22 protein-coding genes are annotated in these 18,114 nt (G+C 39.8%); 13 read left to right on the top strand and 9 right to left on the bottom strand.

Annotated features, from left to right (window positions below; translation table 11 throughout):
* Nucleotides 1-14: 14 nt before the first annotated feature.
* Complete coding sequence (locus HMPREF0766_RS05300) at nucleotides 15-971, bottom strand: SphA family protein (protein ID WP_002994423.1); 957 nt, start codon at nucleotides 969-971, stop codon at nucleotides 15-17.
* Between the two features lie 37 nt (nucleotides 972-1,008).
* Nucleotides 1,009-2,742, bottom strand: a complete 1,734-nt coding sequence (locus tag HMPREF0766_RS05295; RefSeq protein ID WP_002994421.1) for an amidohydrolase — start codon at nucleotides 2,740-2,742, stop codon at nucleotides 1,009-1,011.
* Between the two features lie 206 nt (nucleotides 2,743-2,948).
* Between HMPREF0766_RS05295 and HMPREF0766_RS05290 the strand changes: the two genes are divergently transcribed.
* Nucleotides 2,949-3,485 (top strand): MepB family protein, encoded by a 537-nt coding sequence (locus HMPREF0766_RS05290; protein WP_002994419.1) that lies wholly within the window; start codon nucleotides 2,949-2,951, stop codon nucleotides 3,483-3,485.
* Nucleotides 3,486-3,495: 10 nt separating this feature from the next.
* Entirely contained in the window at nucleotides 3,496-3,672 is a 177-nt protein-coding gene (locus HMPREF0766_RS22345) for a hypothetical protein (protein ID WP_002994418.1), read from the top strand.
* 50 nt (nucleotides 3,673-3,722) lie between these two features.
* On the opposite strand, the gene HMPREF0766_RS05285 is transcribed toward HMPREF0766_RS22345, so the two are convergent.
* Nucleotides 3,723-4,022 (bottom strand): cold-shock protein, encoded by a 300-nt coding sequence (locus HMPREF0766_RS05285; RefSeq protein WP_002994417.1) that lies wholly within the window; start codon nucleotides 4,020-4,022, stop codon nucleotides 3,723-3,725.
* Nucleotides 4,023-4,147: 125 nt separating this feature from the next.
* Here HMPREF0766_RS05285 and HMPREF0766_RS05280 point away from each other — a divergent pair, with 125 nt between their 5' ends.
* Nucleotides 4,148-4,360: a hypothetical protein gene (locus HMPREF0766_RS05280; protein ID WP_002994416.1), complete on the top strand. Its 213-nt coding sequence runs from the start codon at nucleotides 4,148-4,150 to the stop codon at nucleotides 4,358-4,360.
* 59 nt (nucleotides 4,361-4,419) lie between these two features.
* Here the strand turns inward: HMPREF0766_RS05280 and HMPREF0766_RS05275 are convergent, their stop codons facing one another.
* Entirely contained in the window at nucleotides 4,420-5,910 is a 1,491-nt protein-coding gene (locus HMPREF0766_RS05275; RefSeq protein ID WP_002994415.1) for an acyl-CoA dehydrogenase family protein, read from the bottom strand.
* Nucleotides 5,911-6,098: 188 nt separating this feature from the next.
* On the opposite strand from HMPREF0766_RS05275, the gene HMPREF0766_RS05270 reads away from it, so the two are divergent.
* The 5 genes from HMPREF0766_RS05270 to HMPREF0766_RS05250 all read left to right on the top strand — a co-directional run bounded on the left by HMPREF0766_RS05270 (nucleotide 6,099) and on the right by HMPREF0766_RS05250 (nucleotide 8,875).
* Nucleotides 6,099-6,569: an SRPBCC family protein gene (locus HMPREF0766_RS05270; protein WP_002994414.1), complete on the top strand. Its 471-nt coding sequence runs from the start codon at nucleotides 6,099-6,101 to the stop codon at nucleotides 6,567-6,569.
* Between the two features lie 156 nt (nucleotides 6,570-6,725).
* Nucleotides 6,726-7,241, top strand: a complete 516-nt coding sequence (locus tag HMPREF0766_RS05265; RefSeq protein ID WP_002994412.1) for an RNA polymerase sigma factor — start codon at nucleotides 6,726-6,728, stop codon at nucleotides 7,239-7,241.
* The gene (locus HMPREF0766_RS05260; protein ID WP_002994411.1) at nucleotides 7,207-7,857 is read left to right on the top strand and encodes a hypothetical protein; all 651 of its coding nucleotides are present in this window, start codon (nucleotides 7,207-7,209) and stop codon (nucleotides 7,855-7,857) included. Before HMPREF0766_RS05265 ends, HMPREF0766_RS05260 begins: the two co-directional genes overlap by 35 nt.
* A gap of 11 nt (nucleotides 7,858-7,868) precedes the next feature.
* The gene (locus tag HMPREF0766_RS05255) at nucleotides 7,869-8,342 is read left to right on the top strand and encodes a DUF4252 domain-containing protein (protein WP_002994410.1); all 474 of its coding nucleotides are present in this window, start codon (nucleotides 7,869-7,871) and stop codon (nucleotides 8,340-8,342) included.
* Between the two features lie 2 nt (nucleotides 8,343-8,344).
* A complete protein-coding gene (locus HMPREF0766_RS05250; protein WP_236590541.1) occupies nucleotides 8,345-8,875 on the top strand; it encodes a DUF4252 domain-containing protein in 531 nt (176 codons plus the stop codon).
* 205 nt (nucleotides 8,876-9,080) lie between these two features.
* On the opposite strand, the gene HMPREF0766_RS05245 is transcribed toward HMPREF0766_RS05250, so the two are convergent.
* On the bottom strand, nucleotides 9,081-9,962 hold the full coding sequence (locus HMPREF0766_RS05245) for a sensor histidine kinase (protein ID WP_002994408.1): 882 nt from the start codon (nucleotides 9,960-9,962) through the stop codon (nucleotides 9,081-9,083).
* A 270-nt stretch (nucleotides 9,963-10,232) separates the two neighbouring features.
* On the opposite strand from HMPREF0766_RS05245, the gene HMPREF0766_RS05240 reads away from it, so the two are divergent.
* Together HMPREF0766_RS05240 and HMPREF0766_RS05235 are read left to right on the top strand one after the other, a co-directional pair.
* Nucleotides 10,233-10,640 (top strand): helix-turn-helix domain-containing protein, encoded by a 408-nt coding sequence (locus HMPREF0766_RS05240; protein ID WP_002994407.1) that lies wholly within the window; start codon nucleotides 10,233-10,235, stop codon nucleotides 10,638-10,640.
* A gap of 85 nt (nucleotides 10,641-10,725) precedes the next feature.
* Nucleotides 10,726-11,487, top strand: a complete 762-nt coding sequence (locus HMPREF0766_RS05235) for an SDR family NAD(P)-dependent oxidoreductase (RefSeq protein WP_037459943.1) — start codon at nucleotides 10,726-10,728, stop codon at nucleotides 11,485-11,487.
* Between the two features lie 24 nt (nucleotides 11,488-11,511).
* Here HMPREF0766_RS05235 and HMPREF0766_RS05230 read toward each other — a convergent pair whose 3' ends face one another.
* Entirely contained in the window at nucleotides 11,512-11,892 is a 381-nt protein-coding gene (locus HMPREF0766_RS05230; RefSeq protein ID WP_002994403.1) for a winged helix-turn-helix transcriptional regulator, read from the bottom strand.
* A 78-nt stretch (nucleotides 11,893-11,970) separates the two neighbouring features.
* Between HMPREF0766_RS05230 and HMPREF0766_RS05225 the strand changes: the two genes are divergently transcribed.
* The 3 genes from HMPREF0766_RS05225 to HMPREF0766_RS05215 all read left to right on the top strand — a co-directional run bounded on the left by HMPREF0766_RS05225 (nucleotide 11,971) and on the right by HMPREF0766_RS05215 (nucleotide 14,863).
* The gene (locus HMPREF0766_RS05225) at nucleotides 11,971-13,371 is read left to right on the top strand and encodes an MFS transporter (RefSeq protein ID WP_002994401.1); all 1,401 of its coding nucleotides are present in this window, start codon (nucleotides 11,971-11,973) and stop codon (nucleotides 13,369-13,371) included.
* A 75-nt stretch (nucleotides 13,372-13,446) separates the two neighbouring features.
* Entirely contained in the window at nucleotides 13,447-14,004 is a 558-nt protein-coding gene (locus HMPREF0766_RS05220; protein WP_002994400.1) for an RNA polymerase sigma factor, read from the top strand.
* 1 nt (nucleotide 14,005) lies between these two features.
* A complete protein-coding gene (locus HMPREF0766_RS05215; RefSeq protein WP_037459608.1) occupies nucleotides 14,006-14,863 on the top strand; it encodes an anti-sigma factor in 858 nt (285 codons plus the stop codon).
* A 297-nt stretch (nucleotides 14,864-15,160) separates the two neighbouring features.
* Here the strand turns inward: HMPREF0766_RS05215 and HMPREF0766_RS05210 are convergent, their stop codons facing one another.
* The 3 genes from HMPREF0766_RS05210 to HMPREF0766_RS05200 all read right to left on the bottom strand — a co-directional run bounded on the left by HMPREF0766_RS05210 (nucleotide 15,161) and on the right by HMPREF0766_RS05200 (nucleotide 18,031).
* Complete coding sequence (locus HMPREF0766_RS05210) at nucleotides 15,161-15,991, bottom strand: ferritin-like domain-containing protein (protein WP_002994396.1); 831 nt, start codon at nucleotides 15,989-15,991, stop codon at nucleotides 15,161-15,163.
* Nucleotides 15,992-16,002: 11 nt separating this feature from the next.
* Nucleotides 16,003-16,722, bottom strand: a complete 720-nt coding sequence (locus HMPREF0766_RS05205) for a ferritin-like domain-containing protein (RefSeq protein WP_002994395.1) — start codon at nucleotides 16,720-16,722, stop codon at nucleotides 16,003-16,005.
* A gap of 307 nt (nucleotides 16,723-17,029) precedes the next feature.
* Nucleotides 17,030-18,031, bottom strand: a complete 1,002-nt coding sequence (locus tag HMPREF0766_RS05200; RefSeq protein ID WP_002994394.1) for an aldo/keto reductase — start codon at nucleotides 18,029-18,031, stop codon at nucleotides 17,030-17,032.
* Nucleotides 18,032-18,114 lie beyond the last annotated feature (83 nt).

Raw genomic sequence — 18,114 nt, 5'->3', positions numbered from 1 at the left:
GAAAATGTCCGGTGTTAATGAGCTGCAGGGATCAGATAATTCACACCAACCTGTACAGCTGTACCTCCAAATCTATTCTTAACATTGAAATTTTGCGTAATCCTTCCCATCAATCCGACTTTCATAGGTTTAATCCAATATGACCCGAACCCTCCGATACCTGCAATACGATCCGATACAAATCCTCCGTTAGTACCTTTATCATCACTGATCTGGCTGGTATAGTGTCCAAACAATCCGATTTCATCCCCTCTGCCATCCAATATATATGAGCCACCCATGTCTACTGTCAAGTGACTACCTTCTTTAAAATCTGTGTCCTTTTGCCATTGATTCATTTCCAGAGTTGTTGCCAGGCTAAGACTTACCCGCGGAATTGGTTTCATTCTTCCTGCCACACGTACATTATGCGACCAATAGCCATGACCTCCATTATCCAGATCATGAGGCTTGTACCTACCGGTAGGTGCCCATACCCCATAATTAAGGGCATAACTGTACTTTCCCTTTGTCCAGGAAAGCCAGACAGGCTGAAGATACATATCTCCGAAGCCAAGGCTTTTATTGGTAAATACATAATTACCGGAACCGGTTTGACTTGAATAATAGTCTAAGGCTATATTTGCTGTAGGACTGTTTAATGTAGGAATTACCATCATACCCCAGTTTGCTCCTAGAATTTTGCCTTTACCTCCGTAAATTGCCATCAGGATAAAAGAATTGGTCTTTACATTCTGCTTGATTTTCAAATCTGTAGGATTTTCCGGAGCCGGATTGATCAATTGATCTGATCTATTACCTGCGGCATTATAATAGTTCATATTTGCATATCCATACCATACCGGAATAATCCAGCCTGAATGGGGAGCAAAATAGTCTCCTGGATTAAAGGAAGATCCTGTATAATGACCCTGTCCCTGAGCAATACCTCCGAAGAGTACAATAAGTAGTAGTAATAATGACTTTTTCATAATTAATATTTTAGTCAGTAATGTTCCTCTCCAGACATTATTTTTTGTAGACTGTCTTGCCTTCTTTAATGGTCTCCATCACTAGTATGTCCCTGATGTTCAACGGATCAATAGTAAGCGGATTCTGATTCAGAATCACCAGATCAGCCAGTTTACCTGCTTTAAGAGACCCTTTATATTCCTCTTCGTGGTATTGATATGCAGCATTGATCGTTATCGCTTTCAGTGCCTCTATAGGCTTTATCCGTTCGTCTGGCCCCAGTATTCTCCCTGATCTTGTCTTTCTGTTCACTGCAGCATACACAGCAGTGATCAGATCAGGAGGTGTGACGGGAGCATCATGATGAATAGTAAACAAAATCCCTGCTTTCAGAGCGGAATGAGCCGGACTGATAAAGGCTGCCCGCTCCGGACCGAATACACTGGAATAATGCCAGTCTCCCCACAGATAGGCATGTGTTGAAAAATAAGAAGGAATCACTCCAATTTCCTTGATACTGGCAATATGATCCGGACGGCTGTTTTGTACATGTATTAGCGTAGCTCTCAACTCTGGCTTATAAATCCCTTCATCTTTAAGTCTTTTTATTACACGTATAGCCTGATCTATAGCCGCATCCCCATTGACATGCAACTGCGCTGTAATATTATTTTCAAAAAGAGTCTTCAGATCCTGATAAAGTACCGAATCCGTAAAAATCGGAAAGCCTTTATAATCTTCCCCCTGTCCCTCCGGAGGAATCAGATAAGGCTGTGTCAGCCATGCCGTTTTTCCCTGCGGCGATCCGTCATCCGAAAATTTAAAGCCCCCCAATTTAAGACGATTTGTATAGACCATATATTCCGGCTTGAAGGTATCCAGCTGCGCTTTAAAAAATTCATAATCCGGAAAGTAAATAACATCCGCCTTAAATAAGCCTTTAGAAGCTGCTTCCTTGAGTAGCCCCACACTCTCTCCCATTGTTCTGCCTTCACAGATCGTAGTCTGTCCATAGCTCAACCATTCTTCCTGCGCCTTCACCAGATTATCTAATTCCTGTTGAGTTTTGTCAACTCCTGATTTAGCATTTTTAGACAACAGCGTCGTCAATTTAATCAGGGCTGTAAAGCTGGCATTTTCTTCCAGTTTTCCATTCAGTTTCTTTGTTTTGGGATCTCTTCCATAATGTCCTCCTTCCGGATCTTTTGCATTTTCCTCTATACCAACCAGCTTTAACATAGCCGAATTGGCGACACTGGCGTGTCCTGAAGTATGAATCACTATAATAGGATTCGTAATACTTATAGCATCCAGTTCTTCACGGGTTGGATGTCTGTGCTCAGACATGATAGCATCGTCATATCCATTACCCATTATAGGCTGACTCGCTGTCAGGTTGTTTTTTTCTATATATTCTTTCAGTGTTTTCTGAAGATCAGGAATAGAATTCACCGTTCCGTAAGGAGTCGGAGACAAATCTATAGCCTGCATCATCCCTGCTCTGGAGGCCAGATGCCCATGAGCATCTATAAACCCGGGAAGTAACGTTTTGCCATTAAGGTCATATAAGGTTGTATTTTCTCCTGTGTATTGCTCAGCAGCAGCCTTTGTCCCGGTGAACAGGATCTTTCCGTCTTTTACAGCAATAGCCTCGACTTCCGGATTATCATCTTCCATAGTCAGAATGGGGCCGCCAAAATAAAGTATATCTGCAACCTCTTTTTTGGATGAAGTCCTGCAACCTGAAAATATAAGAAGAAGAAATACAGGGAAGAGAAGAATGGTTTTCATAGCATAAGTATTAATAATGAATAAAAAACACGTAATGAATACAAATGTTTCATAAAATTATTAAATTTTAACCAAAATGTACACGAAAAATACTTTTATTAAAAACATCACAAATCGCATTTTGTTGTTTTTTATAAAGCTTGTTTAATAAACAGGCCAGATACCCTTTTTTGTAATAGTGTGATTTACAGAAAAAGCACTAAAAAATGTACTTTAGTAAAATAAAAAAACATTATCTGCTTATGCCTGTGGCTACACATACGAACCTGATCATCCGTTTAATCGAAAGGCTGTATTTACCAGTATCTCAACTGCAACAGCTGCAATTTGATAAAGAAAGCAGCAGCTATCATGCCGCTTCTTTTATAGCAGAGGATCAAAATATTCTCTTTCGTAAAGCCAATATTACACCTAAAAAAATCGGGCAGTTTGTAACACTGTGGAAGAGAAACAGTTCTTCAGGAGAAACGCAGCCGTTTGACACGACAGATCAGGTAGATAGGGTTATTATACTTGTAACGGATAAGGATCGTTACGGAGTCTTTATATTCTCAGCAGAGATTCTGAGAAAAATGAAAATTTTTACGCATGAAAACATAACTGGCAAAAGGGGCTTCAGGGTATATGCCCCCTGGGATAATCCTGAAAATAAGCGGGCTATGAAAACAAAAGAATGGCAGATCAGCTATTTTGAATATCTTGAACCCGATCGTATTGAGAGCAAATCCATACTTTTAGCCTGATACTAAACTTATGCTGAATGGAAACATTCCTATGAATCCGATGCCAATGCCTGACACCTTCAATACTGAAGAAGGTTATTTCCGCAAAGAGGAATTTGTCAGGGATCAGCATTCCAGAATCGTAGGCTGTAAAGTATCCCCCACCGGAGCTAAGGAAGTGCTGTTTGAAAAAACAACGTCTGAATAGTTCAGCCGGGCAGCAAGGATACGGTGCCGGAGTTACAGCTCCGTTATCGCTTATTTGATAACTTCTACGGATGTAACCTGTAGCCCCTGTTTGGTAGATTGATATTTAAATTTGACCTTCTGGTCCATACCCAATACGAAACCCACAAGATTGGTATTAAAATATACGCTTTCACGTGTTTCATTATTACGGATAAATCCATACTGACCTTGCTCATTAAAGAAAGAAACTTTTCCGAATGAAAATTCTTCTTCTATGACAGGGCGTTCCAGATCTGAAGGCTTGAATTCATACTTTTGGGTAGGAGGAGTATTAGAGAGATTTCCAAATTCGTCAACATAGACAAACATCTCTTCCAGTGATTTACCCTTGGAGTTGTGAGTTTTTTTATACTCTTTTTTTTGTTCTTTTGATTTTTCTTTTACTAATTTTTCTTTGATTTTCTTTTTTTTGCTGTGTTTGTGCCATTAAAAATATGTTAATTAATAAAAGAGGTGTAAAGCGCGAAAAACTTGGTATTCCTGATCAAATGGCTTTTATCGGAAAAAGCGAAGGGAGAGGAGTAAGTGTAAGGCGTGTGTACAAATATAAACAAAATACAGGTGAAAAACAAACATCAGATCCGTCACGAGGCATATATCAGCGATCTTTAAAAAATCTCCTTTCATACCTGATATATAAGCAATAGCAAAAAAAGGGATCTTTATATACATAAAGATCCCTTGTGCAATTAGTGTAGCTGTAAGATTAAATAAAATCTATCCAGTTAGACTGTTCCTCATATTCAACGATTGGCTTTGCATCATTGTAATTCAGGAAATCAGACAATAATTTTTTGATATCCATCTCAATATGTTTGACACAGTTGTCATACAGATCTGTTCTGAAACCTTTATCTGTCATATCACCCACATACTGTAAACATACTAATCTGGCGATAATCTTACCAAGAACAACCATTTGTCTCTGTACCAGACTTTCAGTGATCTGGAAATCCAGCACAGGCTTAAACAGGACAGCGACGCGATCGCAACGTTCAAATCCCTGCAAATACTGACCAAAGTTGGTTTCCCTCGATTTCTTCATCTGTTTAATAACCATTTCTGCAATCTGTGTATAAAGCATTTCATTAGATCCTTCAAAGATCTGGAAAGGTCTGCTGTCTACGATACCGCGTCCGGCTACGTGATCAATTTTATAACCGCTTGAACCGGAAAGCTGCACACAGATTTGCGCTGCTTCCTGCATCAGATCGGTTACCAATGCTTTCATACTGTTTGCTTCCAGTCCTGCAGTTGCCAGATCCTGATCTATTCCACTCATAGAAGAACTACGTGCACACATTCCTGAACACAGACTGTACGAAGATTGAATGCGGGATATCTGATATTGTACAGAATCTAACGCCAGCAGCTGCTGCCCTCCTACCTTACGGTTGGTACAATGCGACAAAGCTTCATCCAGCATGCGTTTGATAAAGCCCATTCCCATACCCGGGAATTGCAGACGACTGCGGTGAAGAATATCCAGCATCATCTTGATACCTGTACTCTTTTGCAATAATTTCTGATTGGCCGGTACTTCCAGATCGATGGTATTCATACCATACGGAATCATATACAGCCCCAGATTATTAAAATAATGTTCTACCTGTATCTGTTGCTCCGGGCGGCTGTTATCCGTAACAAAAAATTCAACATCTCTTGCTAGATCTCCTTTTCCTGCATCTTTACGTGCAGCAATGATCCAAAAATCTGCCATGCCGGTCAGTCCCTGCCAGTGTTTTTGTCCTTTAAGCTTATAACCTGCTTCCGACTCTTCGTATTGTGTACGCATATTTAACGCATCACTCCCAAAATCCGGTTCTGTGATCATCAATCCGCCCATCGCTTTATGATGAAGGAAACGATCAAATATAGGCTGTTGTACATCTGAATGACCATATCTTGCTAACGGCTCCAGAAAAAGGGCAATATTGATTCCAAAGGTTAATGATAACGGTAAAGATTCATAAGAAGCAGCAGCAAGGATAGACAGACATTCACTGACTTTTGCTCCTCTCCCTCCAAAATTTTCCGGGATGGCGACAGAAAGAGGCTTTAGTTCCATTATTTTGTCCCAGACATCCTGAGGGAGTCCACGGTTTATACTTAGTTCGTTTATATCTGATTCGTGGTGGAACAGCTCATGTATTCTGTCCTCAAATTTCCTTAAAAATATTTCAAAGCCTTCTTTCATCTTTTTCAAAATCTGTTGAACCGTAAAGGTAAGAGAATATTCAGAGTCCGTGTTAATACAGTTAAAATAATTTATAGATTAAATAAAGAATTTTTAATAAACTTTACGCTCCTACACTCTTTTGCATCCCCAGAAATCACTATCTTTAATCTGAATTATTAACTCAAATATCTACCTCAAATCAAACAATGATACATCGGTTATATCAGGAACAACAACTCAATTGCGATCTGCAGACCGCATGGACATTTTTTTCAGCAGCAAATAATCTTTCCAAAATTACTCCTCCCGAAATGAAATTCACCGTATTGACATCTTTTGACAATGATGAAATTTATGAAGGAATGCTTATCCGCTATCGTGTTACACCTCTATTTGGAATCACAATGAACTGGGAAACCAGAATTACACAGGTAGACTTTCAGAAAAGTTTTACAGACTTTCAGGCCAAAGGACCATATAAGTTATGGAACCATCACCATGAATTTATTCCCAATGAAAAAGGCGTATTGATGAAAGATACAGTAGATTATGAATTGCCATTCGGAGTGCTTGGAGAGCTCGCCCACAACTGGATCGTCAAACCACGATTAGAGGAAATATTCCGTTACAGGCGTCAGGTTCTCGATCAAAAATTCGGTGATACGCCCCTTGTCTGACAATGCAAGCCTATTTATTGACAAAAGCAAAAACAACATAAAAAGCTCACTGACAAATAATTAAACTTCAAAATATTGATTCCTGAAAATAAATTCAATATTTGATGTAATATTTCCTTCCTCCCAATTGTCTTCTTCATATAAAGCAGCAAAAATATGACACAGGAAACTTTTAAATCGGTCGTTTTTATCCATAAGGATAAATTATTCCGGTTTGCTAATCGCTTCCTGATAGATCCGCAAGATGCTTTTGATATTGTACAGGAAGTACTGATCAAACTCTGGGAATCTCGTATGGAGCTCAGCAAGGTATCTAATGTAGAAGCTTATGCGATGCGCATGACAAAAAACCTGTCTTTAAATAAGATAAACAGAGAAGCTGTAAAATATAAGGCGGAAAGCTATGAAATGCCGGATATACAGAAAGAGAAATACCCTGCTCTGACCCGGGACCTGATTCTCAAACTGATTGACAGGTTACCTGAAAAGCAAAGATTAGTAATGTACCTGCGGGATATAGAAGAATATGAATTTGATACCATCTGTGAATTAACCGGAATAGATGAGAATGCGGCCAGAGTGAATCTGTCCCGTGCACGCAATACGGTAAAGAATGGATTAACAATGATTTTTGATTATGAAGAAAGAAGAATTAGAGCGATTAAAAGCTAAATACTGGGCGGGAGAATCTTCATTGGAAGAAGATCGGATAATCCGCGAAGCTGAACAGGCAGATCCTTACTTTTCTGTCCTTAAGGCTATTGAAGAAGAGGAAATGAATCTGCAATTTGATGATTTCATCCATACAGTAGCACAGGATCAGCAACAGAATGATAAACTTAATATCCGGAGCATATACCGCAAAGTATCGGTTGCTGCATCATTGCTTTTTGTCGCAGGAGGAATATGGTATTTCAGTAGTACACAAAAAGAGCATACAGAACTGGCTAAAACGGATGATAAAAAACCACATCTGACTGCACAGGTAGACAAAAAAGCACCTCAGCAACAGGAAGTAAATACGCCGCAGTCCCAAATAGAAACTCCGGTCAGAATAGCAGCCATCAGACAGCTTCAAAAAAAGAAGGTCATTAAGAAAGAAGTAACAAAGACAGTATCTGTCCCTGCTCCTGAAAGCGAACTTTATGTGGAGGTAAACGGAGTGAAGATATACAATGAAGAAGAAGCTTTAAAAATCACAGAAGAAGTGCTCAGTTTGGCATCCAATAATATACGGAAAGGATTAGAAGCAACCAGGAATATTAAATATTTAACTATAGAACTTTAAAAACCAAAAAAATGAAACATCTATTAATTATCGTGAGCCTGCTGTGCTTTAGCATATCTCAGGCGCAACTGTCAAAACTCGATCAGATTTTTGATCAGTACAAAGAAGGCAAGGGTGTCACCTCCATCAAAATCGGAAAACCAATGTTTTCGATGCTCAATAAGATGAAATTGTCAGATAATGATCTTGAAAGTATTCGTCCGCTTCTGACAAATATCAATTCTATCAAAATGCTTATTGTCGAAGGAGACACTCCCGGATTGCAATCTGATGTATCAAAAGCGATCAGTAAGTTAAACTATGAGGAACTGATGATGATCAATTCGGAAGAGAATAAAATTAAGTTTCTTGCAGAAAACACACAATCCGAAACTATCAACAACTTATTGCTCAGTATTATTACAGATGATTCAACTATTTTTATGATACTGGATGGAAAAGTTAAATACGATGATATCTCTAAACTCATTAACAGTGTAAATTAATCATGAAGACTTTATATACATCAACCCTCATTCTGATAAGTTGCTTTCTGCTGCAAAGTTGTCTGGTAAAGAGCCGTCCGAATATGGATTTTGTGCAGCACAACAGTATCTCAAAAGGAGCGGAAATTGTTTCGGTAAAAGTACCGGGATTATTGCTTAATCCATTCTTAAAAAGTTCGATAAAAGAACTGGAGGAAGAAGATCCGATGATCGCCATGTTGCTAAAAAAGCTCAAAAGCCTTAAAGTGATGACTATATCAAATGATAAAAAAGGTTTGCTTATGAAAGATTTCAACAAATATCTGGCAAAGAATAAGTTTGAAGAAATGGCCAGTATTCATAGTGAAGGCTCGGTAGTATCTATCAACGGCAAGATGAAGGGGGACCGCATCAAAAGATTAATGCTTGGAATTGCGGATGAGGACGAACTGGTATTTCTGGATATCAAATCCGATCTTGATTTAAATGAACTCGCCCAAATGATTTCTTATTATGAGCAAAAGCAGGAAAAACAAAAACAGGAAAAAATGTAAAAAGCATAGCTTTTAACAACGTAAAAGGTACAGCCTCGTCAGACCGTATGGTCAGGCGGGGCTGTACGCACAGCCGCTCTCCCCAGTGTGGGCGCTCTCCAATTATTTCATTTCTGCTTTTATCTTCTCCCGGTGATAAAGCCCCCACTCCACAAGATTTTCAGTCAGCGGCAGCACAGACTATTAAATCTTAAAAAGTATGGAGTTAAGAAGCCTTAACAGGGATTTGTATTTGAAAAAGACTTCCACTTCCCTCTTTACTGCTGACATTTATATTCCAGCCCAGACGGTGCGCAAAGTCATAACATAAAACCAGACCTATACCAGCACCTTTTTCTTTGAATGTACCTTCCGAACTGGATTTGATGGTTGCTGTTTGCAATGCTTCCACCTGTTCTTCACTCATTCCAATGCCATTATCCTGAACATAAAGTATATGATTATCCGCTGAAGACAGGAGACCGACTACAATTTCCTGTCCACTTGGACTGAATTTAACGGCATTGCTGATCAGGTTACGAATAATAAGGTCAACTATTTTTTTGTTACCCATCAGGACAAAATCCTTTGGAATCTTATTCATAAATATCAGTTGTTTAAAACTGATACGCTCATAAAACAAGTGATATGCTTCTTCTACACGTTCATAAGCTGATAATGGGGCAAGTATTATTTTTTCATTTGTCATTTGTTCAGCTGCCCAGATCAGTACTTCATCCAGCATTTTGGACGAATCATCCAGTTCTGAACCAATTTTAATAAGAGTTTTCCGAATTTCTTCAGGAGGAATCTCTACCACTCTGGAAAAGGATAAAAGCGTCTGAAAGGTACTTACAGGTACACGCAGATCATGTGAGACAACAGAGAATATCTTAGCTTTAAATTGTTCCGCCTCCACGAGGGCTCTGTTTTGCTCTTCAATCCTACCCACATGGCGATTGATCTCCGCATTGGCTTCGACCAGAGATTGCCGCTCTTTTGAGAGTTGTTTATTTTTTCGATAGAATAAGACAAATAAAACTGCAACAATCAGTTTGCTGACCACAATACCGACCACTAACAATCGGATAAGATTAGTTTCTTCCATAAGTATGTTTTTCACTTCAGATGCCCCTTGGAGGGGATATGACGTATGTCTTAATAATAATGAACATCGATCACAAAAAATTATTCCAAAATAAAATATTCCGATGAATTATAAAAAAATTAAATGAGAAATTATGAAACAAAAATTATAAAACACAAATATTTCACAAATTCTTAATTATCACATAAAATTCAAATGAATATATAGGGTATTAAATCCCATCTTTTTCTAAAATCTTAACTATATTCGGAAGTATTAGCAGCCAGAGGTATGGATACGTCTACAAAAACACCACAAAGACAACAGGAGTTAACAGCAATTTTTATGAATGAACTGGATAAACATCTGGATGATCTGCTACAAGGCAGGATATCTGATATGTATGAAATCAGGGATATTGCGGATCATATGCATATTCACCCGCGCCACCTCAGCAATACCATTAAACGTACTACGGGACGTTCTGCCTGTTCATTTTTTGAGGAAAAGATCATTCAACAAGCGAAAATCCTGCTTGCTCAACCCGGCAGAAGTATACAGGAAATAGCAATACTGCTGACCTATGACCCTTCTAACTTCACTAAATTTTTCAAGCGATTCACACAGATCACACCTAAACAATACAGAAATCAGATTCTGGAAGAAGAAACCATTAAAAGCAAGAACAGCTTCGCCTGACTCTGTATCTGTGCAAAATACTGAACTACTCACCATTTTTTCAAATCTGTCCGCTATACCTTTGTGTCTGTCAAATATGAATAAAATGAAACAACAGAATATTGCCCTAGTTACAGGCGGAAGCCGCGGACTGGGAAAAGAAATGGTACTTCGGCTGGCTCAGAAAGGTATAGATATTATACTGACCTATAACAGCAAACATGATGAAGCGCAGGAAGTAGTCGAACAGGTAAATCTGCTGGGACAGCGTGCCGTTGCGATACAGCTCAATGTAGCGGATACAGCAAGCTTTGAAGATTTTTTCGGTAAGGTAAAGCATGTTTTAAAAGATACTTTCGAAACAGATCGTTTCGATTACCTTATTAATAATGCGGGGATAGGTATACACAAGTCTTTTGTCGATACGACTGAAGAGGATTTCGACACTCTGCTTAATATTCAGTTCAAAGGAGTGTTTTTTCTGACACAAAAAGCGCTACCCCTCATGAATGACGGAGGTTCTGTAATCAATATCTCTACCGGTCTTGCACGCTTTTCATTTCCGGGATATGCTGCTTACGCTTCAATGAAAGGAGCTGTAGAAACGCTTACCAAATATCTGGCAAAAGAACTGGGAGAAAGAAGAATCCGGGTCAATGTTGTTGCTCCCGGTGCTATTGAAACGGACTTTGGAGGCGGAGCTGTACGCGACAACGAAAATATGAACAAGACTATTGCTTCAGTAACTGCACTTGGTCGTGCAGGTGTACCTGAAGACATCGGCGGTGTAGTCGCTTTCCTTTGTACTGAAGAAGCCCGCTGGATCAACGCACAACGCATAGAAGTATCCGGTGGAATGATGCTGTAATCTGCATTTGGTCAGAGAACAGATTTATACATCTGTTCTCTGCTCATTATACTGATGCCACCAATCTTCCAAGGATTGAACCACCGGAATCAGCGTCAAGCCTAATGGAGTCAGTTTGTATTCTACTCTGGGAGGCGTTTCTGCATAAATTTTACGGCTTATGATACCATCACGTTCAAGCTCCCGCAGCTGTGTGGTCAAAGTAGTCTGTGCCAGATCCTCCAATTCCCTTCTCAATTCACCAAATCGCTTGGGACACCCATGCAAAATAGATTTTATAAGCAGGATCTTCCACTTTCCTCCTATTATTTTAAAGACAGCTGACAAGTCACAACTATTTTGCTTTAATAACTTATTTTTTAATTCCGCAATACTCTCATTCTCAGTATTAGTATTATTTCCCATACCTACACCTCTTTTTACAACTACTTGATTATACTATAATTATACGCCAATTTTGAAGCGTAAATATATGAAAAAGCTATGAATAGATATGTGCAGCTGCTCCTGGTATCTACCGGAATTTTCCTTTTCGTAATCGATCTTTTTATAATCAATGTCTCCCTTCCTTCCATTCAGGCAGGTCTACATGCCCAAGACAGCCAGGCACAATGGATAGTCATTCTGTATGTTATCGGATACGCGAGTTTACTGGTTACAGGAAGTAAAGCCGGTACATATTGGGGTAAGAAGAAAGTATATAACCTCAGCATGCTGTTCTTCATTCTTTCATCAGCACTATGCGGTATAGCGGCAAATGCAGAAATACTATTGGCCGGCAGACTTATACAGGGAGTTAGCTCTGCTTTTATGGTCCCGCAGGGAATTGCGTTTATTCCGGATATCTTTGACACGGAAAAAGATCGTGTCAAAGCTTTAGGCATATATGGCAGTATCGCCGGAGCGGCTTCTGTACTGGGGCAGCTTCTGGGAGGTATTCTACCGGATGTACAATGGATTACAGACGGATGGAGGCTTATTTTTCTGATCAATATTCCTATTGGATTAGTTTCGCTCCTATTAGCAATGCGTTACCTTCCGGATCATCATCAGCCCGCTGCAGGCCGGTTTAATAGCAGCGGAGTTATTCTGCTTGCGCTCTCTATCATGACACTTATCTATCCTATTATACAGGCTGCAGAACATCCCTGGTCTGTATGGTATACAGTCCTGTTGCTCTGCTCTTTTATTTTTGGCCTTCGCTTTGTTTATTTGCAAAAGAAAGATCACCGCAAGGGATTAGAAACCCTTATAGACTTCAGCTTATTTCGCAATACATATTTCAGACTGGGACTATGGTCAGCTCTGTTCTACTATATGGTACAGGATTCTTATTTTATCCTGACCTCTCTTTATTTGCAAAGAGGACTGGACGTCAGTTCTACACAGACCGGATTCTATTTTGTTGCACAGGGAATAGGTTATGTATTGGCCTCGCTTGTTTCCATACGGTATAATGTACTACATGGCAAAAGGGTTTTACTCTCCGGGATATTCATTATGGTCATTGGCTTGTGTATACATCTTCTGATATTTAGTATGTCCAATGTTTCGCATACCGTTATCCTGCTGACTCTTTTCTGGTACGGATTGGGGTGTGGAACTGTTCTTCCTTCCATGATGACCATGGCACTCAAAACCATTCAGGAAAAAAAAGTCGGAATAGCATCAGGCATGTATCTCACCTTACAGCAACTGGCTGTAGGGATTGGAGTCGGTCTGCTCACAACTGTTTTCTTTCATTTCAGTAAAACCTCACTTTCATCAAACAGCATGCTGACAGCTTACTATTACAGTATAGGCGTCTGTATAATATTATTATTAACCGTGGCTTTTCTTTTCCTTAAACTGCCTGAAGCGGAGGCTGAAACCAATGATAAATAACTTATTGATTTATAGATTTCTTTTTATTTGGACAACGTCAAAATATTTATATCTTTGAGTACAAAACCTGTTTGATTGAATAACGCAAATAATACCTCTGAAGAACAACTTATCGCATCTTTGCAAAGCAAAGACGAGAAGGCGTTTAATTATCTTTATGATAATTATGCAGGAGCGTTATATGGGGTTATCATCCGGATTGTCAACAGCAAAGAATATGCGGATGAAGTGATTCAGGATATATTTGTGAAAATATGGAATAATATACATTCATTTGATGCCGGCAAAGGCAGATTGTATACCTGGATGATCAATATTGCAAGAAACACAGCTATTGATTACATCAAATCCAAAAGTGTTCAGAACGAACAAAAAAACCAATCTCTTCCAAATATCGTAGATGATAAAGAAATTAATAATTTTGCGGTGGCAGAGAATGTGGACCATATCGGTTTCAAAAATGTATTAAATGAACTGAAGGCCGATTGGCGGGAATTAATAGAAATGGCATATTTTGAAGGATATACGCAGAATGAAATAGCAGTAAAGCTCGATATCCCCTTAGGTACTGTCAAAACAAGGACCAGAGGAGCGCTCATCGAACTAAGGAGATTACTTAAAGATTATCAATAAATTGGACATTAAAGAGTACATATCGTCTGGCATTATCGAAGCTTACGTAATGGGGCTTGCTTCTGAAGAAGAAGTAAGTATTCTGGAGTGCGTACGCAAAAATAATGCGGAAGTGGAGCAAGCAATCCTGGAGGCGCAACAAACGCTGGAAGAGTTTGCTACGGTCCATGCTATGCCTCCTCCTGCCGGTCTGAAAACAGCAATCTGGGACAAAATATCCGCTCAGGAGAGTACAGATTCGGATAATGAAAAGATAGTCCCTTTTATTTCTCAGGCAGAAGAAAATCCACAACCTGTTGAACAGAAAAGCGAAGAAGATCCCAGGATTAAAAATCTGGATAGGGTACAGTCCTCACGTACTGTGAGCCGTATTGCAGTGGCAGCTTCACTGATTTCTGTTTGCAGCTTACTGGGCAACCTTTATCTGCACAATAAATCCAAAGAAAACGAATCGCAGCTTGCAAAAGTAGCAGCAGAAAATAATGTAAACCAACAGGCACTGGCTAGTCTGCAGGATAAATGGAAAATGGTCTATGATCCGCATATGAAGACAATTACGCTGGCCGGAGTAGAGAACCATCCGGACCTGAAAGCGCTTGTATTCTGGGATTCAAAAAGCAAAAACGTCTATCTGAGTATGGAAAATATGCCTGCTGCACCTGAAGGCATGCAATACCAGCTCTGGGCTATCGTAGATGGTAAACCTGTAGATGCAGGAGTCTTCCCGCAGGATAAGGCTGCAGATGTCAATATGATGAGTACGATCCCGAGTGCTCAGGCTTTTGCAATCACATTAGAGAAACAAGGCGGAAGCCCTACTCCTACTATGTCCCAGATGTATGTCATGGGCAATATCTAAGCTCATACTTGTGTAGCTTGGGACTGTTTAAATGTTTACGTGGACTTCCCCAATATTAATTTCCCTTTGGAGATAAACGCTACCATCAAACTAATATTCCGCACATCACTTATAAAAAGCATCTGCCGCTGATCTTTGATACTGAATTTCATAAATATAAAAACCCAGGAACCTATTTAAACAAAAAACAGCCGCAAACATATTTGTCTGCGACTGCTCATAGTTGTGCACGTATACATTTCTAACCTTCCATATATGCTAAGCAGAAGGTGTCAAAATATGGGTGGTACTCACTAATTATTTAACAATAAAAAGGCTTGCGATATTCAACACAGCTTCAGCCGTTAGCGGTTCATCAAAAGATTGAGTTGCTGCATTTGCAGATACTTTACCATTTACAGCATTCAGCGTCGTGATATCCACACCTCCTTGTACTTTATTATCTTCTCCTGCATATATCGGATCTACCACCGCACCTATACCACTATCGTTGGCTCCTGTGATCCACGGTTTCTGATCTGCTGCAGCTCCGCCCCTTGCTCTCCTCATCTGGCGGATATGTGAAGCATGTCTTGCTTCTACCGAATGAATCTGTAAAGCAGCGGTCAATACGACTCTGTTGCCTTTCAGAATACCGGCCTGTCCTTTATAAGCACGTACTCCGGTATCTTCGAAAGCCTGTGCTAGTGCTAAGAATGTATCATAATTTGTAAATACATTGCCAAAAGTGCCACCAGCTGTAAAATCAAATGTAGGCTTTGCAACTGCATTATTTCCGAGTACAGTTTTCAGAAAATTAACATGTGCCACTTCATGATCTCTGATAGTCGTGATCGCTCCCATAGGTTTACCGGCAGGTACAAGGTTGGCTGCAGCCGCTCCTCTTGTATAGAATTCAGCTTCCAGATATTCCAGTGTCAGCGCATAATTCAATACACCGTTTACATCTGTCGGAACCTGTCCGTATGCTTTTTTTAATAATTCACTCAGGACAAAAGGCATGGCAGCAAGCGTAACTTTTTTGCCGAAAGATGTCATATTTTTTATAGCCTCACGACGAGGACTCACGCGTTCGTTGAACTCCGGATCAACTTGCGTAATCGTTTCAAAAAGATTGAATAAATTCATAATACTGAGGATTAATAGGTGGGTAAATCTTGAACACTAATCTTGGACTTGATAAACGGAGCTGCAGTCTGCAACACTACGGTCGGACTTTTGGCTACATCCAGACCATTGCTGTCTATCACTTCCGAATTGGCAAAGCTGCCGTTGTCGATCAGATCACGGACAAGAGCTGCATGTCTGGCTTCGACAGATACAATCTTGCCCGCCAACAGCAGATAATTGACATCTTTAATCAACCAGCCAGCACCATTATAGGCCGACACACCCAGATCCTCAAAAGCTTTGGCCGTTGCAAGTACGCTGTCCCGGCTGGAAAAATTAACCGCTGAGAAGTTGAATTCCAGATTTGCAATTGCATTTTTACCTAAGGCAGCTTTAAAAAACTCTCTGTGCGCTACCTCATGGTCACGAATATCGGTAAACAAGGTTTTTTCCCAGTCGGAAATATTCGAATACGGAGATGCAGCTACCTGAATGTAAAATGCAGCCTCCAATTGTTCAAGTGCATAAGCATAGTTAAGAATAGCAATATCTCCGCTTCCGAAGTAATATTCTTTACCGCCCATATCTACCATATCATCATCGTCCTTACAACTACTCATCCCCAATATGGCCAAACCTGCGGCACTGGCTCCTGCAAATTTTAAGAAGTCTCTTCTTCTCAACCTTTCGTCAGTCAATATTTCTTCCTGTATTGATGACGTAGGATTTTTTGTGGTTAGATTTTTCATAGTTATCCTATTTAACGTTTATAATTATAATCAGTAGTTTCCTACATCTACGACAACGGATGAGATATGGATTTAAAATTTCTGATTATTTTTCTTTTACACGTATATATAAGATCACGAGTACAGCTAAATATCAAATTAAATAACTGACTAACAGGCGTTTAATTTTAAAAAAGAAACTTAAATATTTTTTTAATTTAAATATTTTAAGAATACTTATATAGCTAAAAAGCTCAGGTCTCTTGTCTTGTGAAGACAGAAACCTGAGCCAGTGAGTTTAGAAAATTTCTTCTGTTTATCTATCGGATCAACGATTGACCAGTTTCATAGATCCCTCATTGTAGCGTGCTCCGACATTCGGATACTGCGCCAGTATCTTTTCGATTTCCTGTAATTCTGCGTGTGAAAGAGAAACATCAACAGCAGCTGCATTTTCGACCAGGCGCTCTGTCCGGCGTGTTCCCGGTATCGGAATAATCTGCTCTCCCTGTGCAAGCACCCAGGCCAGTGCAAGCTGTGCTGGTGAAACGCCTTTATCTCTGGCAAAGGAAGCAAACGTCGCGGCCAGATTTGTATTGTTTTCCAGGTTTTCGCCCTGATACCGTGGCAAAAATTTTCTGAAGTCCTGATCTTCCAGCTGATTTACATCCAGCGTATTGGTGACTAATCCTCTCGCTAAGGGTGAATAAGGCACCAATACGATATCCATTTCCTTTAATAGCGGCAATATTTCTGGTTCGACATCCCTTGTAAGCAAGGAATATTCGCTCTGCAGAGCCATTATCGGATGTACTGCATTCGCTTTTTTGAGTGATTCGGGAGAAGCCTCACTAAGACCCAGATAGCGGACTTTGCCTTGTTTCACTAACTCAGACATCGCACCTACAGTCTCTTCGACAGGGATATTCGGATCTACACGATGAGCATAATAAAGATCGATAACATCTACTTTTAGTCGTTTCAAACTATTTTCTACGGCTACCCTGATCCATTCCGGAGAGCCGTCAAAATAAGTTTCATTCGCATTGCTTGCGCGTGCAATCCCATCCCGGAATCTAAATCCGAATTTAGTAGCTATAAAGACTTTATCCCGGTTTGGCACAAGTACTTTTGAGAGCAATTCCTCGTTGGTACCGTTGCCATACATATCGGCTGTATCCCAAAAATTAATCCCCAGATCCAACGCTTTATGCAGAGTCTCTATACTTTGCTGATCGTCAGATGTACCATAAGCAAAACTCATACCCATACAGCCTAAGCCTATGGCAGAAACGTCTTCGTTTGATTTTCCTAATTTTCTATACTTCATACCTCTTATATTTTGATATTCAAAGTTAGGTATACCCGCAGTAAAGCAATTACAAAGATCAAACCATCACTTACAGAAATCAA

The organism is Sphingobacterium spiritivorum ATCC 33861 (assembly GCF_000143765.1).
Taxonomy (GTDB): Bacteria; Bacteroidota; Bacteroidia; order Sphingobacteriales; family Sphingobacteriaceae; genus Sphingobacterium; species Sphingobacterium spiritivorum.
Note: the sequence above shows the minus strand (reverse complement) of the source record. Positions and strands in the feature narration are given on the sequence as shown.